We start from the raw sequence: 21,405 nt of genomic DNA, 5'->3' as shown, positions 1-21,405 counted from the left end.
GTATTATGCTACGGCAAAACTTGAAACATTTTTAGCTTCTAAAACAGATTCTCCCATCAAGTAAATATCAGCAGCACGTGCAGCTTCTCTACCTTCTGAAATAGCCCAAACTACTAAAGATTGTCCTCTACGCATATCGCCAGCTGCAAAAACTTTCTCTACAGAGGTTTGATAGTTGGTAGCTTTAACATTACCTCTTTCATCGAATTCTAATCCTTTTTCTTGTAATTGAGCTAACAAACCTTCGTGTTGAGGATGCAAGAAACCTGCTGCAATTAATGCTAATTCTGCTGGAATTTCACGCTCGTTAGTATGTACTTGTTGAGCTTTCCCATCAACAACTTCCATCACAATATCAGCGATTTTAATACCTTTTAAGTTTCCATCAGCATCTCCAACAAATTCTTTTACTGCAATTGACCAGTGACGGTCTGCACCTTCTTCGTGTGAAGTAGAGGTACGTAACATCATTGGCCAGTTTGGCCATGGAGTTTGAGATGCTCTTTCTTTTGGAGGCATAGGCATTACTTCAACTTGAGTAATAGACTTTGCTTTATGACGGTTTGAAGTACCTACGCAGTCAGAACCAGTATCACCACCACCAATTACAACAACATTTTTATCTGTTGCATAAAGTTCGCCCATTGTGTAAGGCTTACCAGCGTGGTTTACTTGACGTTCAATGCCTGATACTCTTTTATTTTGCTGAGATAAGAACTCCATTGCTGGGTAAATTCCTTTCAAATCAGACCCTGGAATGCCTAAAGTTCTTGGTACAGTTGAACCACCAGAAAGAATTACTAAATCAAAATCTTCTAACAAATCATCTGCTTTGATGTCAACGCCAACATTAGTATTAGTCTTGAAGATGATACCTTCTTCTTGCATTACTTCAACTCTACGTTGAACAACCCATTTTTCTAATTTGAAATCTGGAATACCATAACGTAAAAGTCCGCCAATTCTATCAGCACGTTCAAATACCGTTACTGTATGACCAGCTTTATTTAATTGAGCCGCAGAAGCCAAACCAGCAGGACCAGAACCAACAACCGCCACTTTTTTACCAGTACGTTTAGTTGGAATATTTGGTTTTACTAAACCGTTTCCAAAAGCGTACTCTATGATAGATTTTTCGATATACTCAATCGTAACAGGTGGCTTGTTGATACCCAATACACAAGCAGACTCGCAAGGTGCTGGACAAATACGACCTGTAAATTCTGGGAAATTATTGGTAGAAGAAAGAATCTCATACGCATAAGCCCAGTTTTGGTCATAAACGGCATCGTTAAATTCTGGAATAATATTTCCAAGTGGACAACCATTGTGGCAAAAAGGTACGCCACAATCCATACAACGGCTTGCCTGCGATTTTACTTTATCAGTAGTAAAATCAATATCAATTTCTTTATAGTCTTGGACACGTTCTGCTACGGGTCTTTTCTTTGGAGTTTCTCTTGTAACCTCTAAAAATCCTGTTGGTTTTCCCATTGTTTTGAATTTGAAAATTTGAGGATTTGAAAATTTGAAGTATAATGTTCACATCAGTTTTGATGTTTAATCCTTGATTTGAGCTTCTCAAATCAAGGATTTTCAAATTTTCAAATGATATTAATGTGCAATTTCTACCTGAATATCTTTGTAAACAACATCTTTATTTTCTAAAACCTCTGCTACACTTACGTTACGAGAAGCAAGAGCATTTTTGAAATCTTGAGGCATTACTTTCACAAATTGTGGTAAAGTTGTTGCCCAATTATCAAGAACAGTTTTAGCAGTGTCAGAATCAGTATATTGTAAATGTTGTTCTACATACATCTTCAATATATTTTCATCTTCAACAGTTAGAGCCTCAATAGATACCATTTCTTTGTTTAACTTAGGAGCAAAGTCACCTTTTTTATCCCAAATATAAGCGATACCACCAGACATACCTGCACCGAAGTTACGACCAGTTTCTCCTAAGATAACTACCAAACCGCCAGTCATGTACTCACAACCGTGGTCACCGATACCTTCAACTACTACTTTTGCACCAGAGTTACGCACACAGAAACGTTCACCTGCCATACCTCTTAAATATGCTTCACCAGAAGTTGCACCATAGAATGAAACGTTACCCACTACTGCATTTTCAGCAGGATTGAATGTTGCTTTCTTACTTGGATATACAATTAATTTTGCACCACAAAGACCTTTTCCGATATAGTCATTAGAGTCTCCTTCTAATTCAAAAGTAATACCATTTACAGAGAATGCTCCGAAAGACTGACCAGCAGTACCTTTAAACTTCACATGGATAGTATCATTTGGTAAGCCTTTAGCTCCGTAAACTTTCGTGATTTCGTTTGATAACATCGTTCCGATAGTACGATTCACGTTGATTACTTCAATTTCGCCAGTTACTTTTTCTCCATTTTCAAGAGCTGGTTTGGCAATTTCAATCAACTTCCAGTCGATTTGGTCTTGTAAACCGTGGTCTTGGTCTTCTTGTTTGTATAAAGCTACGTCTAATGACATTGGTTGTTTATACAAAATTGGAGATAAATCTAAATGTTTGAGTTTCCAGTTGCTCAAAGCTTCTTTCATCTCTAATCTATCAGCTTGTCCTACCATTTCGTTTACAGTTCTGAAACCTAATTCAGCCATAATCTCACGGAGTTCAGTTGCCAAGAATGTAAATAAATTCACTACGTGGTCTGGGTGTCCTGTGTACAAGGCTCTCAGACGAGGGTCTTGTGTTGCAACACCAACTGGACAAGTATTCACATGGCATTTACGCATCATGATACAACCAGCAGTAACCAAAGCAGCAGTAGCTACACCAAATTCCTCAGCACCTAATAAAGCTGCTACGGCAAGGTCTTTACCAGTTCTGATTTGACCGTCAGTTTGTACTGTAACACGTCCACGTAATTTATTTTTCACCAATGTTTGATGTGCTTCTGCTAAACCAAGTTCCCAAGGTAAACCAGCATGACGGATTGATGAAAGTGGAGATGCTCCAGTACCACCATCGTGTCCAGCAATCAAAATATGGTCAGCATGAGCTTTAGCAACACCTGCTGCAATAGTACCTACACCCGCTTCTGAAACTAATTTTACAGAAATTCTTGCCTGACGGTTAGCATTTTTCAAATCGAAAATCAATTGTGCTAAGTCTTCGATAGAATAAATATCGTGGTGAGGTGGTGGAGAAATCAAACCAACACCCGGTGTTGAGTGACGAGTTTTTCCAATCCAATCATCTACTTTATGACCTGGCAACTGTCCACCTTCTCCAGGTTTAGCACCCTGAGCCATCTTGATTTGCAATTCAGAAGCATTTGTCAAGTAATTGGCAGTAACACCAAAACGACCAGACGCTACTTGCTTGATTGCCGAGTTCATTGAATCACCATTAGCAAGCGGAGTAAAACGGATTGGGTCTTCACCACCTTCTCCAGAGTTTGACTTACCACCGATGCGGTTCATCGCAATCGCTAATGTTGTATGAGCTTCATAAGAAATCGAACCGAACGACATTGCACCTGTGGCAAAGCGTTTGAAAATGTTTTCAACTGGTTCTACTTCGCTAATATCAATTGATTTTCCTTTTTTGAATTTTAGCAATCCACGGAGTGTCATTGCTTTTTCAGATTGGTCATCAATTAATTTAGAGTACTTCTTGTATAACTGGTAGTTATTATTCTTCGTTGATTGTTGCAATAAGTGGATTGTCTCAGGATTAAACAAGTGAGCTTCGCCACGTTGTTTCCATTGATAAATACCTCCAACTTCTAATTTTGGATTTGCTACTGGCAATTCTGGATAGCCATTTCTATGCTTGATTAAAGCTTCTTTGGCAATTCCTTCCAAATCAATACCACCGATTCTTGAAATAGCACGAGAGAAATAAGTATCAACAACGTCTTTACTTAAACCTACGATTTCGAAAATTTGAGCTCCTTGATAAGATTGTAAAGTTGAAATTCCCATTTTAGAGAAAATCTTCAATAACTCACCATTAACAGCTTTGATATAGTTGGCTTGAAGTTTTTCATAAGGGTAATCAACTTGCAAAATGCCTTTTTCTTTCATGCCTTTGATTGTCTCAAAAGCCATGTATGGATTCACAGCAGATGCACCGAAGCCAATCAAAGTGGCAAAATGATGTGTTTCCCAAACATCACCTGCTTCTACAATTAAGCCAACTTTAGCTCTTTTACCTTGGCGGTTCAAGTGATGATGAACAGCACTTACAGCCAAAAGTGAAGGAATTGGTGCATGAGATGAATCTACTCCTCTGTCTGTCAATAAAATAATAGCATAGCCATCATCAACAGCATCTTCTGAATACTGACAAATTCTGTCTAATGCTCTTTTTAATTGACCTTTTTCACCCGTAGCACGGAAAGTAGCATGAATAGATTTAGTTTGGAAGTTCTTGTGGTCTATCCAACGAATCTTTTCAATTTCGCTATTCGTAAGTACTGGTTGACGAATTTCAATCTGACGACAGTGTTCTGGAGATTCTTTTAACAAGTTTTTCAAACCACCAATGTCTGATAATAATGACATTACAGTACGCTCACGAATTGAGTCGATTGGTGGGTTTGTTACTTGTGCGAATAATTGTTTGAAATAATATGATAAATGCTGTGCTTGGTCAGAAAGAATGGCCAATGGAGTATCTACACCCATTGAACCCAAAGCTTCTTTACCTGTTTCAACCATTTGTGCAAGAATCACACGTAAGTCTTCAGTCGTAAAACCGAATACTTGCTGACGTAATAATAATTCACGTTCAAATGGAGTACGGTATTCTGAACCAGCCGCTGGTAAATCTTCAACTTTGATTTTGTTTGATTTCAACCATTCACCATAAGGTTGTTGCTGACAAATTTTTTCTTTCAATTCATCATCAGGAATGATACGACCAGCTTCCATGTCCACTACGAACATTTTTCCCGGTTGTAAACGACCTTTTGAAACAATCTTAGCAGGGTCAATATCCAATACACCCGCCTCAGAAGCCATGATTACGAAATCATCATCAGTTACCCAATAACGAGATGGACGCAAACCGTTTCTATCCAAAGTAGCACCAATAATTTTACCATCAGTAAATGAAATAGAAGCTGGCCCATCCCAAGGTTCCATAATGGCAGCGTGGTACTCATAAAAATCTTTTTTATACTGCTCCATTTGTTCGTTACCATCCCACGCTTCAGGAATCAACATCATCATCACGTGTGGAAGCGAGCGTCCGCTCATATATAACAATTCAATGGCATTATCCAAAATGGCTGAATCTGATTGACCTAATTGACAAATAGGTAAAATCATTTCCATTTCCTCTTTGGTGAAGAATTCAGATTCAAACAAAGCAGACTGAGCTTGCATCCAAGCTGCATTTCCTTTTACAGTATTAATCTCACCATTGTGACCGATGAAACGGAATGGTTGAGCTAATTTCCATTCTGGGAAAGTATTTGTTGAGAAACGAGAGTGAACAATAGCCAAAGCCGAAGTAAATTCGTCACGTTTCAAATCATCAAAATATCCAGGTACTTGCATAGTCGTCAACATACCTTTATAAATGATAGTATGTGACGATAGCGAAGCAAAGTAAAACTTATTGTCTAACCCTTTAACCGTCTCGTTAATAATTCTTGCCGTGTACTGGCGGAAAACATAGAGTTTACGTTCAAACTCCAATTCATCTGTAATCGATGCTGGACGTTTGACGAACATTTGTTCCATCTGCGGCTCTGTATTTCCTGATTCCGCTCCTTGAATTTCAGAATTATCGCATGGTACAACACGATAGCCCAAGATTTCTAAACCTAAGCGTTTGGCTTTGCGTGCAATGATTGCCTTACATTCTTCACGAATGTTTTCATCTTGTGGAAAGAAAGTCATACCTACACCATACTCTTGTGCAGCAGGTAAATCAATACCCAATTTAGTACATTCTTCCAAAAAGAATTCGTGAGGAATTTGAAGTAAAATACCTGCACCGTCACCTGAATTAGGGTCACAGCCGCACGCACCACGGTGGTCCATACGAATAAGCATCTGAATTGCATCCGCAACTACTTTGTGCGATTTACGCCCTTTCATATTCGCTACGAAGCCGATTCCACAAGCGTCATGCTCGAATTCTTTACGGTACAAACCTTTATTGTCGAAATTAGTCATGGTAATGGGTCTGTTTTAATATTTACTAACAGAGAACTTAATTGTATGTTAGTGGCAATTGTTTTACTTGAATATTGGAAATTTGTTAGAAAAACGCTTGGTAAATTAAAAATTATAAAATTATCTATGGTTTTTGTTTCTTGAAACTTTGTGAAAATTGGGGATTGTATGCTTGTCTGTTTTGTTATTACAAAGATATACAAGAAATTCTTTGGAAAAAATAGCATTTCGCCGAATAATCATCTGAATAATACAATTTCAAGAATTCGTAAAATTATATCTTGCTTAAATGCAATTTCGGATTAGTATTCAATTTGTCAATTATTTGCCTTATATGAATACTAATTGCTAAAAATAAGATATTTTAAAACCTTATTTACTTATTTTGACACTTTTTTTTTGATTTAAGACAAAAATTAAAGCTTAAAATTGGAAAAAAACGAAAAACGTTAATTTTTTACTTTTTTTTGAAAAAGTTAGAAATTTTAACAAAAAAACTCGTTTTAAGGCTTTTTGAGGCTATTTAACTACTTCTGTGTAACAGTTTTGTTGAAATATAAGTATATACGTTATTTGTATAGTTTCTATGGATTTTAAGCATTATTAACAACATATATTTGGGATTCATAATATTTAGTATTTACTTAACTTATTATTGCATAATGTTTATATTTAGTATTCGTTTAAAGTTAGAAACTTAGTAATTAATCTTCTTTCCCGAGACAACTCTTTTCTTCAAATGGCTGTCGTAGTGATTAAAGCGTTATGATTAATTTCATCCTAATTTTTTTATGAATTTTCCATTTTAGCATTGGTCTTATTTTATGAAAATAACTTTATTGTCTGCCTTAATTTCGCTTGTTTTTCTCTTTCAAGTTCGTGCTACACACATTGTTGGAGGAGAAATAGAATTGCAAGTTGTTAATAATCAATTGAGTGTGTCGCACCGATTAAGTCTAAACCTTTACTTTGACGACATCAATGGCAATGCTGGAGCAAAAGATTTGTTTGTGCGTGTGGGAATTTTCAGCAAAAAAGACAACATTTTGATAAGCTTTGCTACTTTACCTATTGTTACTGATAGTTTGATAGGTTTCTCAAATCCTGATTGTGCTCAAAATAATTCTGTGCGGACAAGGTTTTTGAGATACAGTGCTTTGGTGTATTTAGATCCCAATTTATATACAGATTCGCAGGGCTATTATATCGCTTGGGAGCGTTGTTGTAGAAATAATGTCATTACAAATATTCAAAATCCTGAATCTGCTGGTTCTGTTTTTTACTTGTCTTTTCCTGCTTTAAGGCAAAATGGAAACCTTTTTCCGAATTCTTCCCCAAGTTTTAAAGTACTTACTGGCGACTATATTTGTAGAAACCGTCCTTTTGTTTTTGATTTTGGAGCAACTGACGCCGATGGCGATAGTTTGGTTTATAGTTTGGTTACTCCGTATAACGGCTATTCATCAACGCTTAACCCTCGTCCTGATTTTCCTACTGGTACAAGTAGCTATCCACTGGTGCGTTGGCAAACGGGTTATAGCACTTCTAATGTAATTCCGGGGCCACAACCGTTGAAGGTAAATGCAAGAAACGGACAACTTTCTGTGACGACTGATGTATTAGGACTTTATGTTTTTTGTGTCTTGGTAGAAGAGTATCGAAAAGGAGTGAAGATCGGAGAGGTTAGAAGAGACTTTCAGCTGAAAGTAATAGATTGTGCCATCAATAATCCGCCTCAAAGCTATTTGAAAATTAAAGGTGAGTCTGGTTTTTATGATTCCAGCAAAACAATAACGCTTAAAGCAAACGAGCAGAAATGCCTCAATTTATTAGTTACCGATATTGACCCTGAGCAATTTTTGAAATTGGCGATAGAACCAATCAATTTTTCTGGTTCATATACAATTAGCCCCACTACTTTACAAACCAATTCATCAAAAGATACTTTAAGAGCAACACTTTGCTTTGATGAATGTACAGCCAGTTTTGATGGGAAACCTCTTGTTTTTAATGTACTTGCTTCTGACGACGGTTGTCCGCAGGCTTTGGTTAGTACTTTGAAAGTAAATGTAATTGTTGAGCCAGAAGCAAATAATCGTCCTGTGATAAGTACTGATTTGAAAAACCTCAAAGCCGAAACTGTTATCAACCAATTATTGAAGTTCAATTTATTCGGAACAGACATTGATAACGATAGTATCAAAATCATTGCACGTGGTAGAGGCTTTAATCTTGCACAGGTTGGAATGAGTTTTGGGAATGTGAGTGGCGTTGGCAAAATTACAAGTCCTTTTTCTTGGACTCCAGTTTGTACGGCATTGAGAAATGAAGATTATGTGGTAGATTTTATTGTTATTGATAATCGTTGTGGTAGAAATCTTCGAGATAGTATTAGTGTAAATTTAAAAACACTTCCTACCGATAATCAATCACCTAATGTGGTTACTTCTTTGGCGAAAAATCAAATCGAATTAATTATAGATGGAAAGGCTGCTCAAACGGTAGATTTTGATGTAATTGCCCAAGACCCTGATACAAATCCATTAAAACTGTATGCTCAGGCACAAGGATTTGATTTTAAAAAATTAGGAGCTGTTTGGACTGACAAAAATGGAGTAGGGAAAATCATTAATCCTTTTCAATGGAAAATAGATTGTAGTTTACTGAATGGAAAAGAACAAGCCAGTTATGTCGTCAACTTTGTTACCGAAGATAATTCTTGTAATCCAAATCGTTTTGATACCGTAGCGGTTACCATTACTTTAAAAAGTAAAGCAATTGCTTTTGATTCATTCAAGCCAGTCAATATTTTTACGCCAAACGGAGACGGTAAAAACGATTACTTTGCCATTGAGGATTTACCCGAAAACAATTGTTTTGAAAAATTTGAATACATCCAAATTTTTAGTCGTTGGGGCGACAAAGTTTATGAATCAACTGACCGAAATTTCAGATGGACAGGAGGCGAAAATGCCTCAGCAGAGTATTATTACTTGCTGAAATTTACCAATAAAGAATTTAAAGGTTGGATTAATTTAGTACGATAATTAATCTTTAGCTTTCGAATCTCTGATTTTGTGTACTTCTCCTTCAACAGCTAAATAAGTATTTTGAAACACTTCACGTGCTTCTGCCAAATGTGCATCTAAAGTTTTGTAACGAGAGGAGTAATGCCCAATTATAAGCTTGCCAACCTTTGCTTTTTTAGCAATGGTAGCGGCTTGTTTGGTAGTAGCATGAAAGGTTTGAGTAGCTCTTGGCATTAACTCATGTAAAAATGTAGCTTCATGGTAAAGTACATCTACATTTTTAACAATGTCTATGATAGGCTCGTAATACTGCGTATCCGAACAAAAAGCATAGCTACAACTTTTTGTTGAAGGAAGGGTATAATCTTCGTTTTTGTATTTTATAGAACCGTCGGGGTTAAGAATGTCTCTACCATCTTTTAAAGCCTTGATTTCTTCAAAGTCTAAATCATTCGGTTTCGTTTCTTTAACGATTTTTCTTTTTCTTTTTTTCTCACGAAACAAAAATCCACAACAAGGTACTCGATGCACAAGAGGAATAGTAGTGACAGATACATACTCGTTTTCGAAAAGTAAGTACGACTTTTCTGTATCTGTTTCTATAAATTTAATGTTGAAATTCAGACGAGTATCTGAGTACTTGAGTTGAAGCGTAATAATTTCACTGAGACCTTTTGGACCAAAAATACAAAGGTCATCAATTCTTCGGTGCATATTTAAGGTTGAAAGTAAACCAATCAAACCAAAGAAATGGTCGCCGTGTAAGTGGGAAATAAAAATATATTTGAGTTTTGTGGTTCTGATTTTAAAGAGTAATAATTGATGCTGTGTATTTTCGCCACAATCAATCAAATAACCTTCTTGCTCAATTTGTAGATGATGAGCAGTAGGGTTTCTTGTCAATACAGGTGAAGCCGACCCCGTTCCTAAGATAGTAAGCTGAAAACTCAAATTATTAGTGGATTGTAATGTTGAACAGATTGTTTAGTAGGCAAAATGCTTACTAAAATCATAACGCCTTCGAAGTATTTTTTGTTTTGAGGAGGTCATCATTTGAAAGACCTCCTCAAAAATAAATTATTAATAATCATCATCCGACGCACCACCGTATTCGCCATGGTCGTACTCATCGTCTTCGTCAGATTGAAAATCGTTCTCTAATTCATTCAAATAAACAGCATCTACTGCTTCTTGAACCGTAGGCATAACGGTCAATTCATCAATTTTGGCAGCATCTAATTGGTCGATAATTTCTTGATTTTTCGTTACAATAATTAAAAGACCTAATTCATTCAAACAAATTTTATTTGCTTTTCTGATTACTGATACGCCATAACCGTCTAAAACAGTTACTTTATTAAATTCAATAATAATGTTGCCATAACCTTCACGAAAAAGCTGACGGACAATTTTTTCTAAATCAGCGTAGTTTTCTTGTGTTAAAGCTGTTTCTTTAAGTTCGATTAGAGCATACTGCTCGTTTTTTTCTACCTTAAATTCCATATATTTAAAATTTCGGGTTAAACTTTGATAATTAGTTCAAAGATTTTAAGTAGTTATTTACGTTTTCCTCAACTCGGCTCAGAATATTCTCTGAAATGTTTTTAACAAATTTTTTACCTGTTACTTGTTCAAATAATTCAATATAACGTTCAGAAATTTGATTTACCCATTCTTCAGACATTTCTGGTACAACTTGTCCTTCTTTTCCTTGGAAACCATTAGCAATTAGCCATTCACGAACAAACTCTTTAGAGAGTTGTTTTTGTGACTGGTTATTGTCTTGGCGTTCTTGATAACCTTCGGCATAAAAATAACGTGATGAATCTGGCGTGTGGATTTCGTCAATTAAAGTGATTTGTCCATCTTTTTTTCCAAATTCATACTTAGTATCCACTAAAATTAAACCTTGTTCTGCCGCCATTTCAGTACCTTTGGCAAAGAGTGCTAAAGTATAATTTTCGAGTTGAACATACTCATCTTCAGGCACTAAACCTTTCGCAAGAATTTCTTCTCTTGAAATATCTTCATCATGTCCTTCATGTGCTTTAGTGGTGGGAGTAATGATTGGCGTAGGCAATTTATCATTTTCCTTCAAGCCTTCCGGCAGTGTTACACCGCATAAAGTACGCAATCCAGCTTTGTAAGTACGCCAAGCATGGCCTGCCAAATATCCTCTGACAACCATTTCTACTGGGTAGGTTTCACATTTTAGTCCAACACTCACATTAGGGTCTGGGCTTGCAAGTAACCAATTCGGAACAATGTCTCGGGTAGCATTTAAGAAATGTTCAGCGATTTGGTTGAGTACTTGTCCTTTAAAAGGAATCGCCTCTGGCAATACTACATCAAAAGCAGAAATTCTGTCAGATGCAACCATTACCAACAGATTTTCAAAGGAATATACATCTCTGACTTTACCTTTGTAAAAATTAGTTTGGTTTGGAAAACTAAAATTTGTGTTTTTTATTACGTTCATTACGTGTTTAGTGTGTGGCAAGCCACTGTTATCAATAAAATATTAATAAAAATAATCTGTGTAAAATTATAAAAATTAAAACTTACATTCTTTCAATAACGATAGCAGAAGCACCGCCGCCACCATTACAAATGCCTGCTGCTCCATAACGACCCCCTTTTTGCTTCAATACTGAAATCAAAGTAGTCACGATTCTTGCACCTGATGCTCCGAGTGGATGCCCCAACGCCACAGCACCGCCATAAATATTCACTTTTTTGTGTGGAATATCCATGATTTTTTCAAAGGCTAAAGGTACAACAGAAAAAGCTTCGTTGATTTCAAAATAATCTATTTCTTCTTTGATTAATGAAGCCATTTTGATTGCCTTTGGTACGGCAATGGTAGGAGTGGTAGTGAAGAGTTGAGGTTCTTGCTCGGCATCGGCAAAACCAATAATTTTTGCAATCGGAAGAAGCCCCAATTTATCAGCTTTCTTTTTCGACATTAAAACCAAGGCAGAAGCACCGTCGTTTAAGGTAGAAGCATTAGCCGCTGTAACTGTTCCTTTCTTTTCAAAAGCAGGTTTCAATTGAGGGATTTTCTCAAACCTTACATTTTTATATTCTTCGTCCTCAGAAACAACAACAGTACCTTTTTTAGTAGTAATTTCTATGGGAATAATTTCATCCTTGAAGTATCCCTTTTCAGTAGCTTCTGCTGCTTTTTTGTAAGATTCGATAGCGTAGTTATCCTGAGCTTCACGGCTGATACCATACTTACGGGCAGTTCTGTCTGCGAAAAAACCCATCGCTGTATTTTCGTAAGCGTCCATTAGCCCATCTTTCTCAAGTCCATCAATTAATGAAGCAGAACCATACTTATATCCAAATCGAGCATTCGGAACATAAAATGGAGCGTTGGACATACTTTCCATACCACCTGCTACTACTACGTCAGCCAGCCCAAGCATAATACTTTGTGCCGCATAAATAATAGCTTTAGTACCAGAAGCACAAACTTTGTTGATGGTAGTACAACGAGCATTGTTAGATAATCCAGCACCCAAAGCTGCTTGGCGGGCAGGGGCTTGGCCAACATTGGCAGATACTACATTGCCCATCAATACTTCTTCTACAATTTCAGGATTGATTTTTGCTTTTTGTATAGCACCTTTGATAGCGTAGCTTCCTAATTCAGTGGCAGAAAGACTTGATAATGCTCCTCCAAAACTTCCAATTGGCGTTCTTGCTGCCGAGATAATATAAACTTCTTGTGTGTTCATAATTGTGGTTCTTACCAGTTTTGCTTTGTTTTTATATTAGGGGTTTTAGTGATTAATTTACGTTGTTGGATATATTGTATTTCGCTATTTTTCATCGCATCCAAAATCATTCTGGCTTTCTCTGGTGTTAAACCATAGTTTTTCAAGGTCTTTAGTAACTCTTGTTGAGAATTGCTTTTGGCAACTTCTACTTGTTCTTGAGTTGGAGGTTTTGGAGGTGTTTTGTGGCTCTTTGGTAAAGGAGATTCCGACTGATTTTCTGGCTGTGATTTGTATTTTCTCTTTAATAATTCGTAATTAAAGCGTGCCAAATCGTTGCTTGGCTGAATTACTAACGCTTGTTTAAAAAGAGATAGTGCCTTTGCCGTATCTTTTTGATTGCAATATATTAATCCCAATTGAACATAAGTAGTCGATGTTAAACTTTCTACTTTTGAGCCACTCAATCGGGTATAAATTTTTCGAGCTGAGGAAGTATCTTTTGATTCAAAAAGTGCATGAGCATAATTTAAAGATACTTCTGGAGGTATAAAAAATGATTGTTTAGATAAAATATAAAATTGATTAGCAGCCTCTTTGTAGTTCTTTTTCTTGTAAGCTGTCATCGCTTCTATTTTTGCTCGATTTCTGACCTGAACTTTTGTGTAAGAGCCATTATCAAGTATCCAAAGAAAAATATATAATACAAATTGGTTAAGCAAGGTTTAATGTTTTTTAAAATGATAAATCAAAAATAATAAAATTAATCAAAACCTTATCTATTTCAATATACTAAACAAACTGACCAATAATCTGGAAAATTTTATAATTGAAATGTCCTTACAGTGAAGAATACATCAATTGTAAGCAAAAATAATGCAATGATTAGAAAATAAAAATATTTATTTGTAGCAACATTCATCTCTTGGCTACTCGAATACGTCCTTTTGATTTGATTCATCTCTGTCATCATATCCGACAAACTATTGGCAATACTGTTAATTTCAAAGTATTTTCCTTTTGCTTCAGCCGTAATTTTTTTCAGTACACTATTATTCAGCTTAGTCAGAACGATATTTCCTTCCGAATCTTTTACTAAACCCGTACCATCTTTGATAGTACTTCCTTTTTCCGTACCTATTCCCACCGTGAAAAAATTGATGCCACTTGCTCTGATTTGATCAATTAAGTTATGGTCATACTCGTCAGAAAATTCGCCATCGCTTATTAGTACAATTACTTTCGACCTGTTCTTTGCTTTAGCTTTTTGTAATCTTTTAAAAGCCATTTCCAAAGAAGCATTTATTTGCGAACCTCCTTCACTGAGCAAGCCAGTATTGATTTTAGGAATAAACAATTGAATCGCATTTCTATCATACGTAAGTGGTGAAAGCAAAAATGGATGCTCTGAAAACGCAATAATTCCTATTCTATCAAACGGAAAATGATTCAAATAACGGTCAATTTCAAATTTTGCCTTTTCAATTCTACTGGGTTGAATGTCAGTAGCATCCATTGATTTTGAAATATCTACTACCCAAAAAATATCACGACTATCAGCTTTTTCTGTTTTTGATAATTCACCAAAAGAAGGATTCAACAAAGCTAATAACATCAAGCTAAAATATGCCGACCTTAGAAAAAACTTTAAAATACTTGAGCGAGCAGTTGTTCTTAGTTTTTTAGCAATCCAAAAAATTCTTCCAAGATATATCAAGTACAAAATGAAGAAAAAAGCGATAAACCATTGCTCTGTTTGCCCAAGGTCAGAAGTTAAATTCATATTGAAAAAAGGTTACAGAGTTGCACCCAATAATAGATATTTATGCTAAAAATCAAGCATTTACCAGCATACATTGCTGTTTTTAGAATACTCTATCTGTTTTTAATATGTGTCCGACATAATCTAACTAACACATAAAGTTACAAAAGCTGAAGTTCCTTACAAAGTTTTGAGAGGTACTTTCATGAAAATATGCTACGAAATTACATAATTATTATCGTAGATTAAATACGAAAATTGAATCCGGAAAGATTCAATTGTAAAAAAGCAAGACTTAAATCATCAAGAAGCTGAAAACGGAATTCCTATAAAGCTCCGATGTTTTTCCTACCTTTGTATTTCCTAAAAGACTCAAGTACTTAATAACTTGATGAAACTTTGGGCTTAAATTAAAATAAATAATAATGAAAGATATTGATAAAAAAGCAAAAACCAATACAATCAAAGACCCCAAAAAAACGGAAGTATTTTTTGAGGTAAATGAGCCTGCCGAACTATTTACTTTTCTGTTGAATAAAATGCCCAACAAAAGTCGCCATAACATCAAATCTTATTTGAGAGATAAGCAAGTTTTGGTCGATAACAAAGTAGTGACGCAGTATAATCATGTTTTGAAAGTTGGACAAAAAGTCAATATCAAGAGTTCAAAAGCTCCAGAAATACAAAAGTATCGTGGTTTGACGATTATTTATGAAGACCAATATTTGATTGTTATCGAAAAACAAGAAGGCTTTTTGTCGATTGCTACCGAAAAACAAAAAATGTACAACGCTTACAGTACTCTCAGCGACCACGTAAAGAAACAAGACCCAGCCAATAGGATTTTTGTGGTGCATCGCCTCGACCGTGAAACTTCTGGCTTGATGATGTTTGCTAAAAGCGAAAAAGTACAAAAACTTTTGCAAGAATCTTGGAACGAAACTATTCAACAACGTACTTATTTGGCTGTTACAGAAGGAAGTATAGAATATCCATTGGGAACAATTCGCTCTTATTTGGTAGAGAGTAAAGCCCTAACGGTGTATTCTACATCTAATCCAGATTTGGGTAGAGAAGCCATCACGCATTACGATGTTTTGGATGCTACTGAAACAAATACTTTGGTAAAAGTAAATCTGGAAACTGGACGAAAAAATCAGATTAGAGTACACATGAAAGACATCGGACATCCAATTGTTGGTGATGAAAAGTACGGAGCTAAAACCGACCCAATTGGTCGCCTCGGGCTTCACGCTTGGGTACTTTCTTTTGTTCACCCCATTACCGATGAAGAAATGTATTTTGAAACAGCAGTACCTAAAAAGTTTTTGAGTTTGTTTTAGAGCGATAAAACCAGTTTTAGGTTGAATAGGCTTTAGTATCGCTATTTATTTGCATAAAGAAAAGCTGGTACTGGGGTCTATTTCCCAATGATAAATTAGACCTGTATAATATGCCGTTTTAGTATTTTCAATTGCTTTTTCAACATTATTTACGCATATCGTTTTAATTTGATTCTTGGTACTTGAAAAACTTTTGAGATTAGTTTGACTCCTTAAATCAAGATTAATTAATTGATTGTCAGATATATGTAAGATGTCAATTTCAGGGTTTTTAGTTATGTCTATTACTTTAAGTTGATTGCTTGAACAAACCAAATCTTTCATCTTGCTGTTTTGTCTTACATCAATACTTTGAAGTTTGTTTTCTGAACATTCTAAAGAAATAAGATTTGGGCATTGGCTAATATCAACATTTTGTAGTTGATTGCGGCTACAACGTAAGTCTATGAATTGTACGTTTTGTCCAATATTTATTTGTTGTAGTTGATTATTCGAACAATTTAATAGCTGCAAACTCTTTAATTGGCTAACATCTAAGTATTTAAGGAGATTAGCATAACAATTTATATACTTAATCTTGTTGTTTACACCCAAATCTAAGATTCTAAGTTGATTTAATTCACAATCTACATCTTCAAGCTTTGTATTGTTACTCAAATCTAATGTGGATAAATTATTTTGATGACATTGTAAATGAACTAAATCCTGGAATTTTTCAATGCCACGAAGACTATTTATTTCTAAGCGTTGTAGGGATAGGCTTTCAACTCCAATGGCATCTGAGGAACTCATTTTACCATTGACGATACCATCTTTGTCAATTTTATTATCGACTAAATATTTTTCGAAATTTTGGTCGAGTCCTGTAATGATAGGCTCATCGGTTTTACATGCAATTACAGTTACTGCTATTAAGACCAATAGTAAAAACTTCTTCATAAGCTTGTTTTATTATGTTGCAGGCGATTTTTTACTAAGTTATTATTTCTTAATATTATTTGAATTATACGTTTTATGATTTTACAAAAATTGAAAATGAACCAGTAGTAATTTACTCCGTTTAATAATTTAATCTACAATTTCTGATTTCTTTTTTCCAATCCTTCAATCTTTTTTTTATGTTTGTGCAAGGCTTCTGTTTAGGTTTTGCAGCACGAATTCAACACCTAAAACTATTCTTTAGCTTTCGTGTTGTTGATGAGGCTTTCTTTGTTATAGGGCAAAAGGCTAATTATTAAAAGAATTGATAAGCTAATAAAATATAGTAACTCTTCAGTTAGTAGCACGAGTTTCCAACTCGTAAAAGCCCTTTACGAGTTGGAAACTCGTGCTACTGATAGGTATTTCTTTATAGTAAATATTAATTAATCCTTACATGAAAACTTTAATTCCTTTTTTTGTATTAGCAAGTTTGATTATCGCTTGTAGTACATCCACTAATAAAGACGAAGAAAAAGAAAAAGTCAAAAAACTTGATACGCTGAAAGTAGGTGGAAAAGCAGTTGAGATTCCGAAAGAAAGAATAGATACAATCCTTAATTTAAGTGATACAACGTTTGTATTTCCAAACTATAAATTAATTGTTGAAACTATTGATAGCGTAGAAGTATCTGATTTGTACCAAGATGCCAAAGTTAGAGAAAGCATCTTTAATCAATATGATAACTACTATGAAGCAGGTAAGGCCTTAGAAAAGTATTTAGCCAAAACAGCAGAAGCTAAGTACTTTAAAAGAGAAGATAGAAATTTGATTTTACCATTAGACAATGGTGAAGCGAAAATCTTAACAAATAGAAATAAGGGTAACGACAATGATATTGCGTATTGCTATCAGCACTTTTTCAGTAACATCAATAGTTATTTGTTAAGAATCCATTACTATGAAGGAGTGGCATTTTTACTGGTAAATAAAGCAAACGGAGAGGAGGTATATACCATAGGCGAAACCTACATTTCACCGAGTAAACAGAAAGTACTGGCAATTTGTGAAGATTTAGAGTCAGGCTATAACATCAATGGTTTAGAGATGTTAGAAATAAAAGACGGGAAGTATAAAAATAAGTTTATCATACAAGGAGGAAACTGGGCACCTGTTGCCCTTAAATGGATAGATGACACAAGTGTCGTGATAAAGGCAAAAGTAATTGCGGATGAAGGTACTTTTGAAACGACGACAAAGTTTTACAAGATTAAATTTGAGTAAAATGGAATGGTCAAAAAGTGAGATTGAATAGGCATAAAGTACAATGATTTTTGAATACCGTAAAGTGTAAAGCTCATAAAGTAAAACTCAAAAATTAAAAAGTAAAATTGAATGGGCATAAAGTAAAATGAATATTGGATACAGTAATGTGTAATGACAATAAAGTAAGATTTAATAAGCATAAAGTAAAATCAATTCCACCTTTTTAGGGGCGATACATCCGCAACCACAGTTTTGTTTTATTAATAATTCACCACCATGATTAAATTACGCCCATCACAAATACATTATATTTATCTTGATAAAGAATATAAATTAGGTAAATACGCACATGGGGATACTCCATATACTTATTACCATTTTATATCATTGGATAAAAATAAATATCCAGATGAAATTTTGCTTATTAGAGATATTTCTGCTGCATATAGCACTATAGTTAAAGTCAGCTTTAAAGGACACGAATTAATTCTTAAAGAAATAATTGGTAATAATCTTAGGGTTTGGACAAGGATGGGGAATCCAAGTATTGAAATATTACAGGCTTATCCTATAAATGATGGAGGTTGGTATGAAGCTTTTATTCCTAAAAAAGATACAAGTGCTATTTGGGAGGAACGCTATTGGGTTGATGGTTTTAAATTACCAGAAAATCTATCTTTTAAAGAGGAGATAGATATGCAAAGTATTGATAATGATTATTGAAAGACCCAACTGCGTGGATTTACAAAATAAAATCATTAAGTGCTGATTTTACCTCGAACTACCATTATTAACATAAATTTACAACTACTATGAAAGCTACCCCAATCCTACTATCTATCCTCTTTTTATTGGTTGCTTGTCAGCCCAAAGATGTTGAGCCTACCTTTGATTTTACTGTAACTGTTGATGACTATAAAGTGAGTGTCAGTCCTACGGGCATTGATTTCGAGAAATATGAGGTCAATTTTGGGGTTGAAAACACAAACTTCGTCGCTATCCAAACACCTGAGTACAAGTATGAATATGCTGATGATGGCACATTTTCAATTACGGTTACGGCTACTGACAAAGAAAATCGTACTTATACCAAAACAAAGACGGTTAAAATTGACTATTATGCCAAAAATAATTTATTATCCAATTTTAGTATCACCAAAATCGGACAAGCCAAATACCAAGTTACCAATTTGACGAATGAGCAGTTGGTGAGTGGTTACGCTGTATTAATCAAGGGCAAGTATTGGTCAAAATTGTATTATTTTACCAAGGAGAAAAATCCAATATTACATTTTGATTTAAACGCCACTTATACTGTCACTCAGCAAACCAATAGTTTGAATACCAAATCGGTAAGTATAAAGGTCGAAGATGCCGAAGCACGAGAAAATGGTTATTTGAAATTAAAGATTGATAATGAAGAAATTATTAGCAATGAAAGTGAAACTACGCCTTTTGGAGCTGTAAGTGCTGATAATGTTCCGCTTAATTATCAGATATTCAATTCGGGCATTTTTCCATACAAACTTTCTAATATTCGTTTAGCCATCAGACATTCCCTCAATGTCGCTCAAAAACCTTCGGCTGATGAATTATATAAATTGGTAGCCTCATCATTAACAAACGGGAAAAAAGAAAAAGGTGTCTGGGATATTTTCTTGACCGACGATAGCATAGAACCCTTTATAGAAATTAGCTCACAATCAATAGAAGTACTAAAAGTTGAGCCTGCTGAACAAAAAAAGATTATTCCCGAAATGAACGAAAATGCTTTTTGGGTAACGGCAAAAATAAATCTTACTTGTAATTATCATGCTTTCAAAAATGTGAGTGGAGAAGTGAGATTTAAGTACAGGATTATTACATTGTGAGTACCTTTGAATTAACAGAAAATAAATTGCTTGGCCTAGTGTTTTTCACTACGTCAGAGTGTATAGCAATGTTACATTGCAAAAAATGCAACACATTTTACAAGTTTGTTAATCTAAACTATTTAAGAATATGCCACAAGGCTATCAAATCTATGACCAGTCTGGTCTCTATTACCTAACACTTCAAGTAATTGATTGGGTGGATGTTTTCAGCAGGAAAAACCATCGAGACATAATTATTAATAGCTTAGATTATTGTAGAAAAGAAAAAGGCTTACAAATCTATGCTTATGTAATAATGACCAATCATGTACATTTGCTAACAATGGCAAAGGAAGCTAATTTATCAAATGTTATCAGAGATTTTAAGAAATTTACGGCATCACAAATTTTAAAGGCGATAGCAACAGAACCAGAAAGCCGTAAAGATTGGATGCTTAAACGCTTTGAATTTGCCGCAAGGAGTAATGTGAGGAGTAGTTTTTACCAATTTTGGACGCATGAAAATCATGCTATTTCATGTATCAAAGCAGATTTTACCAAACAAAAATTAGATTATATTCATAATAATCCAGTGCGAGCAGGTTTTGTAGAAAAACCAGAAGATTGGTTATACAGTAGTGCCAGAAATTATGCAGGATTGAGAAGCCTCATTGAAATAGATTTTCTTTAATAAAGTTTTGCAATTCGACAAACTTAAAATGCGTTGCATTTTTGCAATGTAACATTGCTTTCACTCTGACGTAGTGTAGAACACTACGCCAAGCGAGGGTTATACTCAATTCAGATGTTATATATATAATATTAATGACATAGCCGACTTAGAATATTACTTTGATGCTCGAAAAGGTACAGTAACAGAATCATACGTCAAAGAAGTATTTCAAAGACTATTATATGACAAAACTACCAAGCAACTGACGGTACAAGGAGAGGAAATCTTTGGGTTGATTTGGGGAAATGTAACATTTAGAACAAATTTGTTTACTTCAGAAAATATATTAGATATAAGACAGCCATTTGCAAAAGCTGAATTAATTACATTGATTTCATCACTTGATAGTCGTTTTTTTAAATTTATCAAAGTCATATAAAGCCATGAAAAAGAAAATAGAAAACGTCAGATATTATATTCCAATAGAAAACAATTTATTCATTGTTGATATGCTAGATAATTTAATATATAACGAAGTCATCTTGACTTTTTAATTTTCTTAATTGCCATGATAATAAAAGCTATAAAGTTAAATCCCATCCAACTTGAAAGAGTTGTATCAAATCGATTTAACAAAGACCTATAACTATCT

General features: G+C 34.8%; 15 protein-coding genes. 6 read left to right on the top strand and 9 right to left on the bottom strand.

The window, feature by feature from the left end:
- Positions 1-3 precede the first annotated feature (3 nt).
- Entirely contained in the window at positions 4-1,494 is a 1,491-nt protein-coding gene (locus tag VB248_RS22105) for a glutamate synthase subunit beta (RefSeq protein ID WP_323299020.1), read from the bottom strand.
- A gap of 120 nt (positions 1,495-1,614) precedes the next feature.
- Positions 1,615-6,186: a glutamate synthase large subunit gene (gene gltB, locus VB248_RS22100; RefSeq protein ID WP_323299019.1), complete on the bottom strand. Its 4,572-nt coding sequence runs from the start codon at positions 6,184-6,186 to the stop codon at positions 1,615-1,617.
- An 824-nt stretch (positions 6,187-7,010) separates the two neighbouring features.
- On the opposite strand from gltB, the gene VB248_RS22095 reads away from it, so the two are divergent.
- Positions 7,011-9,233 carry a T9SS type B sorting domain-containing protein gene (locus VB248_RS22095; protein ID WP_323299018.1) on the top strand — a complete coding sequence of 741 codons (2,223 nt, stop codon included), beginning with the start codon at positions 7,011-7,013 and terminating at the stop codon, positions 9,231-9,233.
- On the opposite strand, the gene VB248_RS22090 is transcribed toward VB248_RS22095, so the two are convergent.
- The 6 genes from VB248_RS22090 to VB248_RS22065 form a co-directional block, all read right to left on the bottom strand.
- A complete protein-coding gene (locus VB248_RS22090; RefSeq protein WP_323299017.1) occupies positions 9,234-10,166 on the bottom strand; it encodes a ribonuclease Z in 933 nt (310 codons plus the stop codon).
- Positions 10,167-10,295: 129 nt separating this feature from the next.
- Complete coding sequence (locus tag VB248_RS22085) at positions 10,296-10,718, bottom strand: STAS domain-containing protein (protein WP_323299016.1); 423 nt, start codon at positions 10,716-10,718, stop codon at positions 10,296-10,298.
- A gap of 31 nt (positions 10,719-10,749) precedes the next feature.
- Positions 10,750-11,694 (bottom strand): phosphoribosylaminoimidazolesuccinocarboxamide synthase, encoded by a 945-nt coding sequence (locus VB248_RS22080; protein WP_323299015.1) that lies wholly within the window; start codon positions 11,692-11,694, stop codon positions 10,750-10,752.
- A gap of 82 nt (positions 11,695-11,776) precedes the next feature.
- On the bottom strand, positions 11,777-12,958 hold the full coding sequence (locus VB248_RS22075) for an acetyl-CoA C-acyltransferase (RefSeq protein ID WP_323299014.1): 1,182 nt from the start codon (positions 12,956-12,958) through the stop codon (positions 11,777-11,779).
- A gap of 11 nt (positions 12,959-12,969) precedes the next feature.
- On the bottom strand, positions 12,970-13,659 hold the full coding sequence (locus VB248_RS22070; RefSeq protein ID WP_323299013.1) for a tetratricopeptide repeat protein: 690 nt from the start codon (positions 13,657-13,659) through the stop codon (positions 12,970-12,972).
- 101 nt (positions 13,660-13,760) lie between these two features.
- Positions 13,761-14,720 carry a vWA domain-containing protein gene (locus tag VB248_RS22065; protein WP_323299012.1) on the bottom strand — a complete coding sequence of 320 codons (960 nt, stop codon included), beginning with the start codon at positions 14,718-14,720 and terminating at the stop codon, positions 13,761-13,763.
- A gap of 404 nt (positions 14,721-15,124) precedes the next feature.
- On the opposite strand from VB248_RS22065, the gene VB248_RS22060 reads away from it, so the two are divergent.
- Entirely contained in the window at positions 15,125-16,042 is a 918-nt protein-coding gene (locus tag VB248_RS22060) for an RluA family pseudouridine synthase (RefSeq protein WP_323299011.1), read from the top strand.
- A gap of 45 nt (positions 16,043-16,087) precedes the next feature.
- Here VB248_RS22060 and VB248_RS22055 read toward each other — a convergent pair whose 3' ends face one another.
- Positions 16,088-16,981 carry a leucine-rich repeat domain-containing protein gene (locus VB248_RS22055; protein ID WP_323299010.1) on the bottom strand — a complete coding sequence of 298 codons (894 nt, stop codon included), beginning with the start codon at positions 16,979-16,981 and terminating at the stop codon, positions 16,088-16,090.
- Positions 16,982-17,417: 436 nt separating this feature from the next.
- On the opposite strand from VB248_RS22055, the gene VB248_RS22050 reads away from it, so the two are divergent.
- The 4 genes from VB248_RS22050 to VB248_RS22035 all read left to right on the top strand — a co-directional run bounded on the left by VB248_RS22050 (position 17,418) and on the right by VB248_RS22035 (position 20,771).
- Positions 17,418-18,245, top strand: coding sequence for a hypothetical protein (locus VB248_RS22050; RefSeq protein WP_323299009.1), 828 nt, complete (start codon positions 17,418-17,420; stop codon positions 18,243-18,245).
- Positions 18,246-18,503: 258 nt separating this feature from the next.
- Positions 18,504-18,950 carry a hypothetical protein gene (locus tag VB248_RS22045; protein ID WP_323299008.1) on the top strand — a complete coding sequence of 149 codons (447 nt, stop codon included), beginning with the start codon at positions 18,504-18,506 and terminating at the stop codon, positions 18,948-18,950.
- Positions 18,951-19,039: 89 nt separating this feature from the next.
- Positions 19,040-20,098, top strand: coding sequence for a PKD domain-containing protein (locus tag VB248_RS22040; RefSeq protein WP_323299007.1), 1,059 nt, complete (start codon positions 19,040-19,042; stop codon positions 20,096-20,098).
- 130 nt (positions 20,099-20,228) lie between these two features.
- Positions 20,229-20,771: an REP-associated tyrosine transposase gene (locus VB248_RS22035; RefSeq protein WP_323299006.1), complete on the top strand. Its 543-nt coding sequence runs from the start codon at positions 20,229-20,231 to the stop codon at positions 20,769-20,771.
- The last annotated feature ends 634 nt before the right edge of the window (positions 20,772-21,405 follow it).

This window comes from Arcicella rigui (assembly GCF_034929435.1).
Classification (GTDB): domain Bacteria; phylum Bacteroidota; class Bacteroidia; order Cytophagales; family Spirosomataceae; genus Arcicella; species Arcicella rigui.
Note: the sequence above shows the minus strand (reverse complement) of the source record. Positions and strands in the feature narration are given on the sequence as shown.